At 63.9% G+C, this 15757-nt stretch carries 14 protein-coding genes; 8 read left to right on the forward strand and 6 right to left on the reverse strand.

Annotation, left to right across the window (positions count from 1 at the left end; all coding sequences use genetic code 11):
* Window positions 1-16: 16 nt before the first annotated feature.
* The 3 genes from chrA to LB541_RS10040 all read right to left on the reverse strand — a co-directional run bounded on the left by chrA (window position 17) and on the right by LB541_RS10040 (window position 4272).
* A complete protein-coding gene (gene chrA / locus LB541_RS10030) occupies window positions 17-1408 on the reverse strand; it encodes a chromate efflux transporter (RefSeq protein WP_224618263.1) in 1392 nt (463 codons plus the stop codon).
* Complete coding sequence (locus tag LB541_RS10035) at window positions 1405-2223, reverse strand: chromate resistance protein ChrB domain-containing protein (protein ID WP_224618265.1); 819 nt, start codon at window positions 2221-2223, stop codon at window positions 1405-1407. Before LB541_RS10035 ends, chrA begins: the two co-directional genes overlap by 4 nt.
* A gap of 243 nt (window positions 2224-2466) precedes the next feature.
* Entirely contained in the window at window positions 2467-4272 is a 1806-nt protein-coding gene (locus LB541_RS10040) for an IlvD/Edd family dehydratase (protein ID WP_140580487.1), read from the reverse strand.
* 151 nt (window positions 4273-4423) lie between these two features.
* Here LB541_RS10040 and LB541_RS10045 point away from each other — a divergent pair, with 151 nt between their 5' ends.
* Window positions 4424-4876 carry an SRPBCC family protein gene (locus LB541_RS10045; RefSeq protein ID WP_140580489.1) on the forward strand — a complete coding sequence of 151 codons (453 nt, stop codon included), beginning with the start codon at window positions 4424-4426 and terminating at the stop codon, window positions 4874-4876.
* A 37-nt stretch (window positions 4877-4913) separates the two neighbouring features.
* Here the strand turns inward: LB541_RS10045 and LB541_RS10050 are convergent, their stop codons facing one another.
* The 3 genes from LB541_RS10050 to LB541_RS10060 form a co-directional block, all read right to left on the reverse strand.
* Window positions 4914-6083, reverse strand: coding sequence for an Mrp/NBP35 family ATP-binding protein (locus tag LB541_RS10050; RefSeq protein ID WP_140728839.1), 1170 nt, complete (start codon window positions 6081-6083; stop codon window positions 4914-4916).
* Between the two features lie 77 nt (window positions 6084-6160).
* Window positions 6161-7165: an inorganic phosphate transporter gene (locus LB541_RS10055; protein ID WP_140497030.1), complete on the reverse strand. Its 1005-nt coding sequence runs from the start codon at window positions 7163-7165 to the stop codon at window positions 6161-6163.
* A gap of 2 nt (window positions 7166-7167) precedes the next feature.
* Window positions 7168-7809 carry a DUF47 domain-containing protein gene (locus tag LB541_RS10060; RefSeq protein WP_140550195.1) on the reverse strand — a complete coding sequence of 214 codons (642 nt, stop codon included), beginning with the start codon at window positions 7807-7809 and terminating at the stop codon, window positions 7168-7170.
* Between the two features lie 209 nt (window positions 7810-8018).
* Between LB541_RS10060 and LB541_RS10065 the strand changes: the two genes are divergently transcribed.
* From LB541_RS10065 to LB541_RS10095, 7 genes are all read left to right on the forward strand, one after another.
* Window positions 8019-8396, forward strand: a complete 378-nt coding sequence (locus tag LB541_RS10065) for a VOC family protein (protein WP_140580493.1) — start codon at window positions 8019-8021, stop codon at window positions 8394-8396.
* A 92-nt stretch (window positions 8397-8488) separates the two neighbouring features.
* Window positions 8489-9388, forward strand: a complete 900-nt coding sequence (locus LB541_RS10070; protein ID WP_140523710.1) for a LysR family transcriptional regulator — start codon at window positions 8489-8491, stop codon at window positions 9386-9388.
* Window positions 9389-9520: 132 nt separating this feature from the next.
* Entirely contained in the window at window positions 9521-10000 is a 480-nt protein-coding gene (locus LB541_RS10075) for a formate dehydrogenase subunit gamma (protein ID WP_224618275.1), read from the forward strand.
* Window positions 9997-11553, forward strand: a complete 1557-nt coding sequence (locus LB541_RS10080; protein ID WP_224618277.1) for a formate dehydrogenase beta subunit — start codon at window positions 9997-9999, stop codon at window positions 11551-11553. Before LB541_RS10075 ends, LB541_RS10080 begins: the two co-directional genes overlap by 4 nt.
* 10 nt (window positions 11554-11563) lie before the next feature.
* Window positions 11564-14473 (forward strand): formate dehydrogenase subunit alpha, encoded by a 2910-nt coding sequence (fdhF, locus tag LB541_RS10085; protein ID WP_224618279.1) that lies wholly within the window; start codon window positions 11564-11566, stop codon window positions 14471-14473.
* A 158-nt stretch (window positions 14474-14631) separates the two neighbouring features.
* The gene (gene fdhD / locus LB541_RS10090; protein ID WP_263483259.1) at window positions 14632-15432 is read left to right on the forward strand and encodes a formate dehydrogenase accessory sulfurtransferase FdhD; all 801 of its coding nucleotides are present in this window, start codon (window positions 14632-14634) and stop codon (window positions 15430-15432) included.
* The gene (locus LB541_RS10095) at window positions 15422-15733 is read left to right on the forward strand and encodes a formate dehydrogenase subunit delta (RefSeq protein WP_140817625.1); all 312 of its coding nucleotides are present in this window, start codon (window positions 15422-15424) and stop codon (window positions 15731-15733) included. The genes fdhD and LB541_RS10095 overlap by 11 nt, the downstream gene beginning before the upstream one ends.
* The last annotated feature ends 24 nt before the right edge of the window (window positions 15734-15757 follow it).

Genomic DNA, 15757 nt, shown 5'->3' on the forward strand with positions numbered 1-15757 from the left:
CTCCTCCGTGTCGAAGCTACCCACTCGCCGCAAGCAATAAGACACCCGCCAAAGCCGATCCGGCAAGCGTCGGCAGCATGCCGATTTTCAGCTTGAGGATGGCGATCATGGTAGCGCAGGACAGCAGCGCGGCACGCCAGTCGATCGAGGACAGCACCGGCATCTCCATTCCGAGCCCCGTCGCGCGCACGTCGCGGAAGATGACGTGCAAGGCGAACCACAGGGCCAGATTCATGATGACGCCGACGACCGCCGCGGTGATCGCGCCCAATGCCGCCGACAATGCCTTGTTGCCGCGCAGCGCCTCGATGTAGGGCGCGCCGAGGAATATCCAGAAGAAGCACGGCGTGAAGGTAACCCACAGCGTAAGCAGCGCTCCAAGCGATCCGGCAAACAACGGATATGGCGATCCGGAATGGCGCAAGCCTGCAAGGAAGCCGACGAACTGCAGGACCAGGATGAGCGGTCCTGGCGTGGTTTCGGCAAGGCCCAGGCCATCGACCATTTCGCCTGGCGCAAGCCAGCCAAGAGAACCGACGGCCGCTTGCGCGACATAGGCCAGAACGGCATAGGCGCCGCCGAAAGTGACGACCGCCATGAGGCTGAAGAAGCCGCCGATCTGCGTCCAGACGCTGTTTGCCGATGTGAACGCACAGATCAGCACAACCGGTCCAAGCCAGATCGGCAGCCAGATCGCGATGGTGCGCGGCGCGTGCCATCGCGTCGGCCTGGTGTGGGCCAGTTCGCCGCGCTCGAACATCAGATCGACCGCGCCCGTGGCGTCGGGAGCTTCGTCCTTGCCATGCGCGGCGCCAGAAAACAGGGCCGGCGCGATGCCGTTTCCGACCCATCCCACCAGTCCTGCAAACAGGACGAGGAGCGGAAAGGGGACGTTGAGCACGTAGATGCCGACAAAGGCGCAAAGCGCGATCGCCGCCATAACCCGGTTCTTCAAGGCGCGCCGGCCGATGCGGATCACGGCCTCGACCACGATCGCCAGCACCGCCGCCTTCACCCCGAAAAACAGCGAGTCGACCAGCGGCGCATCGCCATAGAGCGCATAGAGGATGCTCAAGGTCAGCATGACGACCGCCCCGGGCACGACGAAGAGGATGCCGGCGACAAGACCGCCGATCGTCTTGTGCAGCAGCCAGCCGATGTAGATGGCGAGTTGCTGGGCCTCGGGGCCAGGCAGCAGCATGCAGTAGTTCAGCGCATGCAGGAAACGCTGCTCGCCGATCCAGCGCTTTTCCTCGACCAATTCCCTGTGCATGAGCGCGATCTGCCCGGCCGGTCCGCCGAAACTGAGCAACCCGATCTTCGCCCAGAGTTTCGTGGCCTCGCGGAAGCTCGGGACCGCAGGCGCCTCGATGAGGTCGGCACTTTCCTCGGAAAGGAGGGAGCTCATGACGCCTTCGCCCCGGCCGGCCAATTGTGCGTCTCGTCGGTGGCGTCGCGGCACCAGCGGAAGAACGCGTCGTAAAGCAGCATGCCGGCATCCAATTGTTGCAGGTCATCGCGAAACATGCGCGACAAGCCAAGCGAGGCGGCGAGAAATCCCGCCGCCTGCGGAACCAGGTCGAGGCTGGCCGTGTCGGCTGCGCGCACGATCACGGCGAGGCGGTCGAGCGCTTCGGATTCGAGCCCGAACTCCTCGAGCATCGTGTCGAAGGTGCAGCGCTCGCCGCGATGGCTCCAGAACGCATTGTCGATGTCGAAAGGCACGGCCTGAAAACGATCGGCGACATCGGGCACTTCCGCGGCGTCGACGAACAGGAAGACCGCTTGAGGATCGACGAAACGGCGGATCAGCCAGGGGCAGGCGATGCGATCGACTTTGGGCCGGGCCCGCGTCACCCAGACGGTGCGGCCCTTGTCGTCCCGAGGCGGCATCCTGTCGGCGCGGACCAGAAGGCCGTGGGCGTCCCGCCAGGCTTCGAAGCCGCCTTCGAGCGATTCGGCGGCGATCCCTTCATGGCGCAGCCATGCGGCGACGCCTTGCGAGAGCTTTTTTCCCTGCTGGCAAACGACCGCCACGCGGCTACCGGCGAAGTCGGCTGCCCAGGTCTGGACGGTTTTGAAATCGCGCCGGTACGACGCCGGCAGCAAACGTGGATCGGCGTTGTAGTCGTCCTCGGTACGGATATCGAGGATTGCAGGCGAGCCCGGCAAACCGACCATACGGATCAGTTGCGGCACGGTGACGGCGGTTGTTGACGGCATGGCGTCCACCTCCTGAAAGAGAAGCCTGGACGCGAACGTTGGGCTGACGCCTCACGGGGTCGTCGCGATGAACCCCTTGCAGGGATGGTGGATTTGTTGGGCAGGCTTGTCAAGGACGCAATGTCCTCGGTCCATAGCGGGCCACGAAACGAAAAAACGATCGGCGGCCGATCAGGCCGCCGATCGTCGATCGCTATCCGTCAATTGTCGCTTCAAACAATCGATGAATGTCCCGGGGAATAATCAGTGATTGTCCCGGGGCACGCCCTTCGTATGAGCGACGTCCTGGTATTTCACCGCCGGTTTCAGCACCATGCCGCCCGAGAACTGGTCGACCATACCGCGCTGGATTTCCTGCCACGGCGTCTGGTGCTCGGGATAATGGTAGCCGCCATTGTTCTGCAGCTCGGCGCGGCGGCGGGTGATCTCGTCATCGGTGACGAGAATGTTGGCCGTGCCCTTTTTCAGGTCGATGCGAACGCGGTCGCCTGTCTTGAGCAACGCAAGCCCCCCGCCGATGGCGGCTTCCGGCGAGGCGTTGAGGATGGAGGGCGAGCCTGACGTGCCGGACTGGCGGCCGTCGCCGATGCAGGCCAGCGCGTGGATGCCCTTCTTGATGAGATAGGCCGGCGGCTGCATGTTGACGACCTCGGCGCCGCCGGGATAGCCGACCGGACCGGCGCCGCGCATGAACAGGATGGTGTGCTCGTCGATCCCTTGCGCCGGGTCGTCGATGCGGGCGTGGTAATCCTCCGGACCGTCGAAGACCATGGCATTGCCCTCGAAGGCCTCGGGGTCCTTCGGGTTGGAGAGATAGCGCTCGCGGAATTCGGGCGAGATGCCGCTGGTCTTCATGATTGCCGAATCGAACAGATTGCCCTTGAGATTGATGAAGCCGGCATTGGCCTTCAGCGGCTCGGCGACAGTGCGGATGACCTCGCGGTTCTCGTTGACGGCATCGCGGCAATTGTCGCCCATTGTCTTGCCGTTGGCGGTCAGAGCATCCGGATGCGGCAGCAGCCCGGCTTTCATGAGCTCCGCCACCACGGCCGGCACGCCGCCCGCGTGATGGTAGTCCTCGCCCAGATATTCGCCCGTCGGCTGGAGATTGACGATGAGCGGCACGTCGAGGCCGATCTTCTGCCAGTCGTCATTGTGGAGCGGCACGCCGAGATGGCGGGCGATGGCGTTGAGATGGATCGGCGCGTTGGTGGAGCCGCCGATCGCCGAATTGACGACGATGGCGTTCTCGAAGGCCTTGCGCGTCATGATGTCGGAGGGCTTCAAATCCTCGTGCACCATATCGACGATGCGTTTTCCCGTCTCGTAGGCGATCTGGCCGCGCTCGCGATAAGGAGCCGGAATCGCGGCCGAGCCCGGCAGCTGCATGCCGAGCGCCTCGGCCAGCGAGTTCATGGTGGTGGCGGTGCCCATGGTGTTGCAGTAGCCGGTGGACGGCGCCGAGGAGGCGACGATGTCCATGAACTCGTCGTAGCCGATCTCGCCGGCCGACAGGCGCTGGCGCGATTCCCAGACGATGGTGCCCGAACCGGTGCGCTTGCCCTTGTGCCAGCCGTTAAGCATCGGACCGACCGACAGCGCTATGGCCGGAATGTTGACGGTCGCCGCCGCCATCAACAGCGCCGGCGTCGTCTTGTCGCAGCCGATGGTGAGCACGACGCCGTCAAGCGGATAGCCATAGAGCACTTCTACCAGGCTGAGATAGGCAAGGTTGCGGTCGAGAGCTGCGGTCGGGCGCTTGCCGGTCTCCTGGATCGGGTGGCAGGGGAATTCGAAAGGAATGCCGCCCATCGAGACGATGCCTTCGCGCACGCGTTTGGCGAGCTCGATGTGGTGGCGATTGCAAGGCGACAGGTCGGAACCGGTCTGGGCAATGCCGATCAGCGGCTTGCCCGACATCAGTTCGGCGCGCGTCAGCCCGTAATTCAGGTAGCGCTCCAGATAAAGTGCCGTCATGCCCGGATTGTCGGGGTTGTCGAACCACTCCTGCGAGCGAAACTTTTTCTTTCCTGTGGGGGCGCCAGCCATCATGGTCTCCGTATTTGTATGACAAATCGATATGACAACGCGCGGATGCAGGCAAGGGGCACGCGTGATCTGAATCCGGACTTTGGTGCGATAGACATCAATCGGGCCGCACGCTACCAACAATCCGACATTGGTCGTCCGGGAGGTTCTGATGGCTTTGGTGATCGAGGGCGAGGAGCGCATCGCCGCACCCCTCCAGAAAGTTTGGGAAGCGCTGAACGATCCGGCGGTGCTGAGAGAAAGCATCCCCGGCTGCCAAAGCCTGGAAATGAAGTCGCCGACCGAGATGGCGGCGACGGTGGTGCTGAAGATCGGCCCGATCAAGGCGACCTTCAACGGCGAGGTGACGTTGAGAAATCTCAATCCCCCGCATGCCTACACGATCCAGGGCGAAGGCAAGGGCGGCATCGCCGGCTTCGCCAAGGGCGGCGCCGACGTGACGCTGACCGAGGATGGACCTGGCACCACCGTTCTGAAATATGCGGCCAAGGCCGAGGTCGGCGGCAAGATCGCCCAACTCGGCAGCCGGCTGATCGAGTCGACCTCGAAGAAATTGGCGGGACAATTCTTTTCGAGCTTCGGCGAGAAGGTGGGTGCTGCTTAGGCTGGTCTATCCAGCGCTAGCGCCGCCTGGACGAAAATTACTCGAAGACGATGCTCGGCACGGCGTCCGCGGCCGCGCCGCGCTCTTCGTTGACCCGGTCCCAGACCTTCGAAGCGATATCGCGATAGATCTTCGCTTCGGCACTGTCGGGCTTCGATGCCACCACCGGCGCACCTTCATCCGAGCTTTCGCGGATGCCCATCTCCAGCGGCACCTCGCCAAGGAAGGTGACGCCGAGGCGCTCGGCCTCGCGGCGTGCGCCGCCATGGCCGAAGATGTCGTAGCGCTTGCCGGTGTCGGGGGCGAGGAAATAGCTCATGTTCTCGACGATGCCGAGCAGCGGCACGTCGACCTTCCTGAACATGTTGAGGCCCTTGCGAGCATCGATAAGGGCCAGATCCTGCGGCGTCGAGACGATGACCGCGCCGGCCAGCGGCACCTGCTGGGCCATGGTGAGCTGGGCGTCACCGGTGCCGGGGGGCATATCGACGACGAGCACGTCGAGCGGCCCCCATTCGACTTCGCGCAGCATCTGCGTCAGCGCCGACATCACCATCGGACCGCGCCAGATCATCGGCGTTTCCTCGTCGACGAGGAAGCCCATCGACATCACCTTGAGACCGTAATTCTGCATCGGTTTCAGGATCTTGCCGTCGACGGTCTGCGGCCGGCCGTGAATGTTGAGCAGCCTTGGCATGGACGGGCCATAGATGTCGGCATCGAGCACGCCCACCTTCAGCCCGTTGGCGGCGAGGCCGAGGGCCAGATTGACGGCCGTGGTCGACTTGCCGACACCGCCCTTGCCGGACGCAACCGCGATGATCGCCTCTATGCCGGGCACGCCGCGCTTGCCCTGGCTGTGCGAGGCAGGCGCATGGGGCGCCGGGCGCGGCGCGGCAACGGGCGGGGCGGGACGTGGCGCCGGGCGCGCCGCGACAGGCGCCTCCATGCCGCCGCCCTTCTTCTCCGCCGTCAAGGCGACGACGGCGCCAGCGACACCTGGAATAGCTTTCACGACACGCTCGGCCGCGGCGCGCAATGGCTCCATCTCCTGCGCCCTGGCGGCCGGAACGGTGATCGAGAAGAACACTTTCGAATCGGCGATGAAAATCTCGGAAACCATGCCGAGGTCGACGATGTTGCCGGTGAAATCGGGGCCATTGACCGTTTTCAGGCGCTCGATGACGGTTTCCTTGGTGACGGACATGGCTGTTGCTTCCCTGGCGTTCGGCTGCTGCTCACATAGTGCAGATCGCCGGCGGCTCCAAGCGCCAGGCCGCGACATCAGCCTGCCAGGCGAACCGCCAGATAGGTCAGTGCCGAAATCGCCGCCGTCGCCGGCAAGGTGACGACCCATGCGATGACGATGTTGCCGGCTATGCCCCAGCGCACCGCCGAGACACGGCGGGCGGCGCCGACGCCGATGATGGCGCCGGTGATGGTGTGCGTGGTCGAAACCGGAACACCGAGCCATGTCGCAGCGAAGAGGGTGATGGCGCCGCCGGTCTCGGCGCAGAATCCCTGCATCGGGTTGAGCCTGGTGATCTTCGAGCCCATCGTGTGGACGATGCGCCAACCGCCGAACAGCGTGCCCAGCGCCAATGCCGACTGGCAAGTCAGGACCACCCAGAGCGGCACGTAGAAATCCGTTCCGAGCATGCCTTGGGAATAGAGCAGCACGGCGATGATGCCCATGGTCTTTTGCGCATCGTTGCCGCCATGACCGAGCGAATAGAGGGAGGCGGAAAAGAACTGCATGACACGGAAGGTACTGTCGACGGCGAACGGCGTCTGGCGCACGAACAGCCAGGAAACCACCAGGATCAGGAGAAGCGCCAGGACAAAGCCCGTCGCCGGCGACAGGACGATGGCGGCGACCGTCTTGCCGAGCCCCGCCCAGACGATGGCACCCGTGCCGGCCTTTGCGACGCCTGCCCCCACCAATCCGCCGATCAACGCATGCGAACTGCTCGACGGGATGCCGGCGATCCAGGTGACGATATTCCAGACGATGGCGCCGACCAGGGCGGCGAAGATCACCGCCGGGGTGACGATGCTTGCATCGATGATACCTTTGCCCACGGTTTCGGCGACATGAAGGCCAAAGAACATGAAGGCGATGAAATTGAAGAAGGCCGCCCAGAACACCGCGTAATGCGGTCTCAGCACCCGGGTCGAGACAATGGTGGCGATCGAGTTGGCGGCGTCGTGCAGGCCGTTGAGGAAATCGAAGAACAGCGCGACGGCGACGAGGCCGACCAGCAAGGGAAAGGCGATCGCGACTTCCATCGCTAGACGTTCTCGATGACGATGCCGCTGATCTCGTTGGCGACGTCCTCGAAGCGGTCGACCACCTTCTCCAGTTGGCCATAGATCTCCGAGCCGATCAGATAGGCCATCGCATCGCTGCGGCCGTGCCGCCTGAAGAGATCCTTCAGGCCCTGCTCATGCAGATCGTCGGCTCGGCCTTCGGCACGCATGACTTCCTCGGCGAGTTCGTTCAAGCGCGCACTGTTGGCGCCGACCTTGGCCAGCAGCGGGATCGCCTCCGCGACGAGCCTGGCGGCATCGACAATGACGGCGCCCATTTCCTGCATCAGCGGATCGAATTCCCTCTTCTCGAACAGCCGCACCGTCTTGACGGTCTTGTGCATCATGTCGATGGCGTCATCCATCGACTGGATCAGGTCCTTGATATCGCCGCGGTCGAAAGGCGTGATGAATGAGCGCCGCACGGCAAGCAGGACTTCGGCGGTGATATGGTCGGCCTCGTCCTCGAGATCGACGATCTTTTGGCACCAATGCTCGATGTCCTTGCCCAGGAGGAGCTGCTGCAGGGCCTCCGCGCCACCGACCACCGTGCGGGAATGCCGCTCGAACAGGTCGAAGAAGCGATCTTCGCGCGGCAACAGCTTGCGGAACCAGCCCAGCATGTTCGTCCCTCCCGGCGCACCAGTTCCATCCACATAGCGCCGCATGCGCCCATGGGGAACAGTAAGCCGGCTGAAAGATGTGGATGCAGCCAATTGCAGGCACCGCTCGCAATTGGCTGGCCGCCGGCAAAGCGGGGCTCGTCAGGCGACCGGAGCGACCTATTTCCAAGGAGACGCCGGGGACGACAAGCAGCGAAGGAGAAACGATCATGCTTGCAAACAGCAACGCGACGGCCAACCTCGCGGTGAAAGACCTGGCGAAGGCAAAGGCTTTCTATGAGGGGACGCTCGGCCTGAAACAGGTGCATGACGAGGGTGGCGAACTGATCGTGTACAAAAGCGGCGACACCACGATCAATGTCTATCGCTCTCAGTTCGCCGGGACCAACAAGGCGACGGCGGTGACGTGGACGGTCGGCGATGAGATCGACACAGTCGTCAGCGGGCTGAAATCGAAGGGCGTTGCCTTCGAGCACTACGAGATGCCCGGCCTGAGCCTGGAAGGCGACATCCATGTCGGCCACGGCATGAAGGTCGCCTGGTTCAAGGATCCGGACGGCAACATCCTCAATCTCGTCGACCGATAAGTTTCTGCGATCAAGCATCGGCTTGGGGCGATCGACATCGCAGTGGCCGGCAGCCCTCTGGCGCGGTGCGGCGGCGGCGGTTAGCTTCAGATATGATCGACAAGCTGGAATTTTTCATCGCGCTGGCCAAGGAAGAGCATTTTGGGCGGGCTGCCGAAGTGTGCGGCGTCACCCAGCCCACCTTGTCGGCCGGCATCAAGCAACTTGAGGGTCAGCTGGGCGTGATGCTGGTCCTGCGCGGCTCGCGCTTCCAGGGCCTGACCCCGGAGGGCAAGCAGGTGCTGGTGTGGGCGCGCCGCATCGTCGGCGATACCAGAACCATGCGCGAGGAGATGCGGGCGGCGCGGCACGGCTTGTCGGGACGTATCCGCATCGCCGCCATTCCCACCGCGCTCGCCATGGTGGCGCGGCTGACGACGCCATTCCGCGAAAAACACCCCGGCGTCACCTTCTCGGTACTGTCCCGGACCTCGATCGAAGTGCTGTCGCTGCTCGGCAATTTCGATATAGACGCCGGCATCACCTATCTCGACAACGAACCGCTCGGACGAGTGACCAGCGTACCACTCTACGATGAGCGCTATCAGCTGATCACCGCCATCGGAAACCCCTATTCCGACCGCGACAAGGTGACATGGGCCGAGATCAGCCACCTGCCGCTCTGCCTGCTGACCCCGGACATGCAGAACCGCCGCATCATCGACCAGCACCTGGCCGAGGCCGGTGTCGAGGTCCGGCCGACGCTGGAATCCAATTCGATGATCGTGCTGTTCTCGCATATCCGCACGGGCAAATGGTCCTCGATCATGCCGCTCAACCTCACGGAAACGTTCGGCTTTTCCGAACCTATCAGGGCTATCCCGATCGTCGAGCCGGACGCCAGCCACACGGTCGGGCTGGTGGCCGCGTTGCGCGAACCGCATACGCCGCTGGTTTCGGCGCTGCTGGACGAGGCGATGGCGCTTGCAGACGATTTCCGCGCCCACCGGTAGGTTAGGGAATGCAGGCGCTGGAGCTCGATAGAAAATTTCTATCGAGCGACGGATCAGCTTTATTGATTTCAGGGGTTTCTCCTGATTTTGTAAAGACTTAGCGATAAAGCCACCGACCAGGGAGGGCGCTGCGTGACGATGCAGCCTGCAAGTACCGAGATCGCATCGCGCACGGCCGCGATCATCCAGGAGCTGAAAGATCTCGAAGGTCCGCTGCTGCCGATCCTCCATAACATTCAGGAAGAGTTCGGCCATGTGCCGCAGGCAGCACTCCCGGTCATTGCCGACGGACTGAACCTTTCCAGAGCAGAGGTGCACGGCGTCGTCACCTTCTATCACGATTTCCGCGCCCGCCCGGCAGGCCGGCATGTGCTCAAGCTCTGCCAGGCCGAAGCTTGCCAGTCGATGGGTTCCGACGTGGTCGCCGCCAGGATCAAGCAATTGCTCGGCATTGATTTCCACGAGACGGCGAAAGACGGTTCGGTGACCCTGGAGCCGGTTTATTGCCTCGGGCTGTGCGCCTGCTCGCCCTCGGCGATGCTCGATGGCGAGGTGATCGGGCGGCTCGACAACGAGAAGATCGGAGAAATCGTCGCAAAGGTGCGCTCATGATCCCGCGCATCTACATTCCCGGCGACTCCGGCGCGCTGGCGCTCGGTGCCGAAAGGGTCGCCAAGGCAGTTCGCGCTGAACTCGCCGAGCGCGGCGTTGAGGCCAAGATCGTCCGCAACGGGTCGCGCGGCGCCTATTTCCTAGAGCCTATGGTCGAGGTCGCCACAGCAAACGGCCGCGTCGCCTACGGGCCGGTGAAGCCTTCCGACGTCAAGAGCTTGTTCGACAGCGGCTTTCTCACCGGCGGCCATCACAAGCGCTGGCTGGGCGCGCCGGACAAGATCCCGTTCCTGGCCAAGCAGACCCGTCTGACCTTCGCGCGCTGCGGCATCAACGACCCGCTGTCACTCGACGCCTATAATTCGCTTGGCGGGCTGAAGGGCCTGCAGAACGCGGTGGCCATGGCGCCGGCCGAGATCGTCAGCCAGGTTACGGAGTCCGGCCTGCGCGGCCGCGGCGGCGCCGGCTTCCCGACCGGCATCAAATGGAAGACGGTGCTCGATACGACATCCGAGCGCAAATACATCGTCTGCAACGCCGACGAGGGCGACAGCGCCACCTTCGCCGACCGCATGATCATGGAGGGCGATCCCTTCGTGCTGATCGAAGGCATGGCGATCGCCGGCATCGCCACCGGCGCGACCAAGGGCTTCGTCTACATCCGCTCGGAATATCCGCATGCGGTGGCGGTCATGAACAAGGCCGTCGAAGTCGCCCGCAAGGCCGGGGTGCTCGGCGTCAACGTGCTCGGTTCGCCCAACGCCTTCGACATGGAGATCCGCGTTGGCGCCGGCGCCTATGTCTGCGGCGAGGAGACCTCGCTTCTGAACAGCCTGGAAGGCAAACGCGGCGTGGTGCGCGCCAAGCCGCCGCTGCCGGCAATCCAGGGCCTTTTCGGCAAGCCGACGGTGATCAACAACGTCATCTCGCTGGCTTCGGTGCCTGTCATCATGGACAAGGGCGCCGCCTACTACAAGGATTTCGGCATGGGCCGCTCGCGCGGCACAATCCCGATCCAGATCGCCGGCAACGTCAAGCGCGGTGGCCTGTTCGAGGCGGCTTTCGGCATGACACTGGGCGAAATCGTCGACGATATCGGCGGCGGCACGGCCACCGGCCGGCCGGTGAAAGCGGTGCAGGTCGGCGGTCCACTCGGCGCCTATTTTCCGCGCGATTTGTTCGACACGCCGTTCGATTATGAGGAATTCGCCAAGCGCGATGGACTGATCGGCCATGCCGGCATCACCGTGTTCGACGACACCGCCGACATGCTGAAGCAGGCGCGCTTCGCCATGGAGTTCTGCGCCATCGAAAGCTGCGGCAAGTGCACGCCCTGCCGCATCGGCTCGACGCGCGGGGTGGAGACCATCGACAGGCTCGCCGCCGGCATCGAGCCGGAGAAGAACCTCGCCCTGGTCACCGATCTCTGCAACACGATGAAGTTCGGATCGCTCTGCGCGCTGGGCGGCTTCACGCCCTACCCGGTGATGAGCTCCATCACGCATTTCCCCGAGGATTTCAAGCCCGCGCCGGCGCGCGTGGCTGCTGAATAGGAGCTGGCAGATGAACATCAAGGCCGACTTCCCGACGCTTATCGAAGAGATCGATTACGGAACTCCGCAATCGAAAGCTGAGAAGCGGATCACGCTGACCGTCGACGGCCGCAGCATCAGCGTGCCGGAAGGCACGTCGATCATGCGCGCCGCGATGGAAAGCGGGGTCGAGATCCCGAAGCTATGCGCCACGGACATGCTGGACTCGTTCGGTTCCTGCCGCGTTTGCCTGGTCGAGATCGAAGGGCGCGGCGGCACGCCGGCGTCCTGCACGACGCCTGTCGGCGAAGGCATGGTGGTGCGCACGCAGTCGGAACGGCTCGACGCCATTCGCCGCGGCGTCATGGAGCTCTATGTCTCAGACCATCCGGTGGGCTGGAACGAGAAGGCCGGCACCGGCGCCAGCGAGTTCGACGCGGTGACGAAGTCGGTCGGCCTGACCGAGAATCGCTACGGCGTCGAAGGCCGCAATCACGTCAAGGAGGATGGCGTCGCGCCCGGCCACGGCTCGCTGGCCGTCGACTACATCGCGCGTGACGAATCCAATCCGTATTTCACCTATGATCCGGCGCAATGCATCGTCTGTTCGCGTTGCGTGCGGGCCTGCGAAGAGGTGCAGGGTACGTTTGCGCTGACGATCGAGGGCCGCGGCTTCGAATCGCGCATGGTCGCCGGCATGCACGAGGATTTCATCGCTTCCGAATGCGTGTCCTGCGGCGCCTGCGTGCAGGCCTGCCCGACCGATGCACTGCGCGAGAAGACAGTGCTCGCCAAGGGCCTGCCGGAACGCTCGGCCGTCACTACCTGCGCCTATTGCGGCGTCGGCTGCTCGTTCAAGGCCGAAGTGAAGGACGACGAGGTCATCCGCATGATGCCCTACAAGGAGGGCAAGGCCAATCACGGCCATTCCTGCGTGAAGGGCCGCTTCGCCTATGGCTATGCCACCCACAAGGACCGCATCCTGTCGCCGATGATCCGCGAGAAGGTGAGCGATCCCTGGCGCGAAGTGAGTTGGGAGGGGGCGATCGCCCACACGGCCAAGGAGTTCCGCCGCATCCAGTACCAATATGGACGCACGGCGATCGGCGGTATCACCTCGTCGCGCTGCACCAATGAGGAGACCTATCTGGTCCAGAAGCTGGTGCGCCAAGGCTTCCGCAACAACAATGTCGATACCTGCGCGCGCGTCTGCCATTCGCCGACCGGCTACGGGCTCGGCCAGACCTACGGCACCTCGGCCGGCACGCAGGATTTCGATTCCGTCGAATTCACCGACGTCGCCGTCATCATCGGCGCCAATCCGGCTTCCGCACACCCGGTTTTCGCCTCGCGGCTGAAGAAGCGGCTGCGCCAGGGCGCCAAGCTGATCGTGCTCGACCCGCGCCGCACCGAGATGGTCAAGTCGGCGCATATCGAAGCCGACTACCACCTGCCGCTGAAGCCCGGCACCAATGTCGCCGTGCTGACGGCGCTGGCACATGTCATCGTCACCGAAGGCCTGTTCGACGAGGCCTTCATCCGCGAGCGCTGTGACTGGACGGAATTCCAGGACTGGGCGTCCTTCGTCGCCCTGCCGGAGAACAGCCCCGAAACCGTCGGCAAGCTGTCCGGCGTCGATCCCGAACTGATCCGCGGTGCTGCGCGTCTCTACGCCAAGGGCGGCAACGGGGCGATCTACTACGGCCTTGGCGTCACCGAGCACAGCCAGGGCTCGACCACGGTGATGGCGATTGCCAATCTCGCTATGGCCACCGGCAATATCGGTCGCCCGGGCGTCGGCGTGAACCCGCTGCGCGGCCAGAACAACGTGCAGGGCTCGTGCGACATGGGCTCCTTCCCGCACGAACTGCCAGGCTATCGCCATGTCTCGGGCGACGCGGTGCGCGACATCTATGAAAGCCTGTGGGGCGTGAAGCTGGACGACGAACCCGGCCTGCGTATCCCCAACATGCTGGATGCCGCCGTCGACGGCTCCTTCAAGGGCATCTACATCCAGGGCGAGGACATCCTGCAGTCCGATCCCGACACCAAGCATGTCGCCGCCGGACTGGCCGCGATGGAATGCGTGGTCGTGCACGACCTTTTCCTCAACGAGACGGCGAACTACGCGCATGTGTTCCTGCCGGGCTCGACCTTCCTTGAGAAGGACGGCACCTTCACCAATGCCGAGCGCCGCATCAACATGGTGCGCAAGGTGCTGGAACCGAAGGCGCGTTACGCCGATTGGGAAGCGACGCAGGAGCTTGCCCGTTCCGTCGGGCTGGACTGGAACTATGCGCATCCGTCCGAGATCATGGACGAAATCGCCAAGACGACGCCGAGCTTCTCCGGCGTCTCCTTCGAGTTGCTCGACCGCCTCGGATCGGTGCAGTGGCCCTGCAATGAGAAGGCCCCTCTCGGCACCCCGGTCATGCATGTCGACGGCTTTGTGCGCGGCAAGGGCAAGTTCATCCGCACCGAATATGTGGCGACGGACGAGCGAACCGGGCCGCGCTTCCCGCTGCTTTTGACCACCGGCCGGATCCTGTCGCAGTACAATGTCGGCGCGCAAACGCGGCGCACCGACAATATCATGTGGCACTCCGAGGACCGGCTGGAGATCCATCCGCACGACGCCGAGAACCGTGGCCTGCGCGACGGCGACTGGGTGCGGCTGACCAGCCGCTCCGGCGAGACGACGCTGCGCGCGCAGATCACCGACAGGGTGTCACCGGGCGTGGTCTATACGACCTTCCACCATCCCGACACGCAGGCCAACGTCATCACCACGGACTTTTCGGACTGGGCGACCAACTGTCCGGAATATAAGGTGACGGCGGTGCAGGTCGGTGCCTCCAACGGACCATCGGAATGGCAACGCGACTATGACGAGCAAGCGCGCAACAGCCGCCGCATCGCCCCGCTGGAAGCGGCGGAGTAGACTTGGACGAGACATTCGACAATAAGAGCTTCAATCTTGATGGTTGATCGACCACCATTGCGTCGAGCTTCACTCGATACCCCTTCCCCGATCGACCGGGATGAGGAAAGGCTTGAGGGGTGCGTCTCGTGACCCGCAAACGCCCCGCCATCACCGAAATGTCCCGTCTCGCTCGCCGCGCCAGCGGCACGGCAGCGGCCCGCCGCATGGTGCCGGAAGAAACGCCGGTGGCGTTCTCCTTTGCCGGCACGGCGCACGCGGTGATGATGGCGAGCCCGGCCGACTTGAAGGATTTCGCGCTCGGTTTCTCGCTGACCGAAGGCATCATCGCTTCACCCGAAGAGATCGAGGCGATCGAGGTCGAGGATCTCGGCGCCGGCATCGACATCCAGATTCGACTGAAGGACCAGGCCAACACGCGCTTCGAGGCGCGGCGGCGCAGGCTCGCCGGACCGGTTGGCTGCGGGCTCTGCGGCATCGAATCGATCGAGGAAGCGATGCGCGCGGTCGATTCGGTTGGTGCGTCTAAACTTACGCTTGATGCCGGCGACATCGTCCGTTCCGTCAAGCTTCTCTCCAGGATGCAGCCGCTGCATAGCGAGACGGGCGCGGTGCACGCCGCCGGCTTCTATATCCCCGGCAAGGGCACCGTCATTGCGCGCGAGGATGTCGGCCGTCACAACGCACTGGACAAGCTGGCCGGTGCATTGGCCAAGGCCGGCATCGACGGCGCGACCGGCGCGGTAGTGGTGACGTCGCGCGTCTCCGTCGAGATGGTGCAGAAGACGGCGACGATCGGCTCGCCTTTCATCATTGCCGTCTCTGCGCCGACCGCGCTCGCCGTCCGCACCGCCGAACAAGCCGGCATGACGCTGGTGGCCTTGGTTCGGGGCGACGATTTCGACATTTTCACCCATCCGGACCGGGTGGTTCGCGGAGTTGCCAAACATGTCGCATGACGAAGACCACATCATGAGCACCAGCGAGAAGCTGGTGCGGATGGCCAACCAGATCGCGGTCTTTTTCCACTCCAGGCCGCGCGAAGAAGGCGTGGCCGGGGTGGCCGAGCATATCAACAAATTCTGGGAGCCGAGGATGCGGCGTCAGTTCTTCGAGATGCTGGACAGCGGCGGCGACGGCTTCGATGAACTCGTCGTGGCTGCCTCGACCAGGATCAAGCGGCCGGTCTCGCCCGCCGAGGCCGATCTGAAGCTCGGGCTCAAGCTTCCCCCAGGCGACGTAGCCGCCCAGCAAAAATAGCCATTGGTTCGCGTCCGCTTATAT

Origin of the sequence: Mesorhizobium sp. BR1-1-15 (assembly GCF_020165475.1) — a bacterium.
In the GTDB taxonomy this organism is placed as follows: domain Bacteria; phylum Pseudomonadota; class Alphaproteobacteria; order Rhizobiales; family Rhizobiaceae; genus Mesorhizobium.

Coding starts and splice junctions, on each gene's coding strand:
- fdhD (WP_263483259.1), top strand. CDS start 14,632: ATGTCCCGTCTCGCTCGCCGCGCCAGCGGCACGGCAGCGGCCCGCCGC.
- LB541_RS10035 (WP_224618265.1), bottom strand. CDS start 2,223: ATGCCGTCAACAACCGCCGTCACCGTGCCGCAACTGATCCGTATGGTC.
- LB541_RS10070 (WP_140523710.1), top strand. CDS start 8,489: ATGATCGACAAGCTGGAATTTTTCATCGCGCTGGCCAAGGAAGAGCAT.
- LB541_RS10040 (WP_140580487.1), bottom strand. CDS start 4,272: ATGGCTGGCGCCCCCACAGGAAAGAAAAAGTTTCGCTCGCAGGAGTGG.
- LB541_RS10065 (WP_140580493.1), top strand. CDS start 8,019: ATGCTTGCAAACAGCAACGCGACGGCCAACCTCGCGGTGAAAGACCTG.
- LB541_RS10055 (WP_140497030.1), bottom strand. CDS start 7,165: ATGGAAGTCGCGATCGCCTTTCCCTTGCTGGTCGGCCTCGTCGCCGTC.
- LB541_RS10045 (WP_140580489.1), top strand. CDS start 4,424: ATGGCTTTGGTGATCGAGGGCGAGGAGCGCATCGCCGCACCCCTCCAG.
- chrA (WP_224618263.1), bottom strand. CDS start 1,408: ATGAGCTCCCTCCTTTCCGAGGAAAGTGCCGACCTCATCGAGGCGCCT.
- LB541_RS10050 (WP_140728839.1), bottom strand. CDS start 6,083: ATGTCCGTCACCAAGGAAACCGTCATCGAGCGCCTGAAAACGGTCAAT.
- fdhF (WP_224618279.1), top strand. CDS start 11,564: ATGAACATCAAGGCCGACTTCCCGACGCTTATCGAAGAGATCGATTAC.
- LB541_RS10080 (WP_224618277.1), top strand. CDS start 9,997: ATGATCCCGCGCATCTACATTCCCGGCGACTCCGGCGCGCTGGCGCTC.
- LB541_RS10060 (WP_140550195.1), bottom strand. CDS start 7,809: ATGCTGGGCTGGTTCCGCAAGCTGTTGCCGCGCGAAGATCGCTTCTTC.
- LB541_RS10095 (WP_140817625.1), top strand. CDS start 15,422: ATGTCGCATGACGAAGACCACATCATGAGCACCAGCGAGAAGCTGGTG.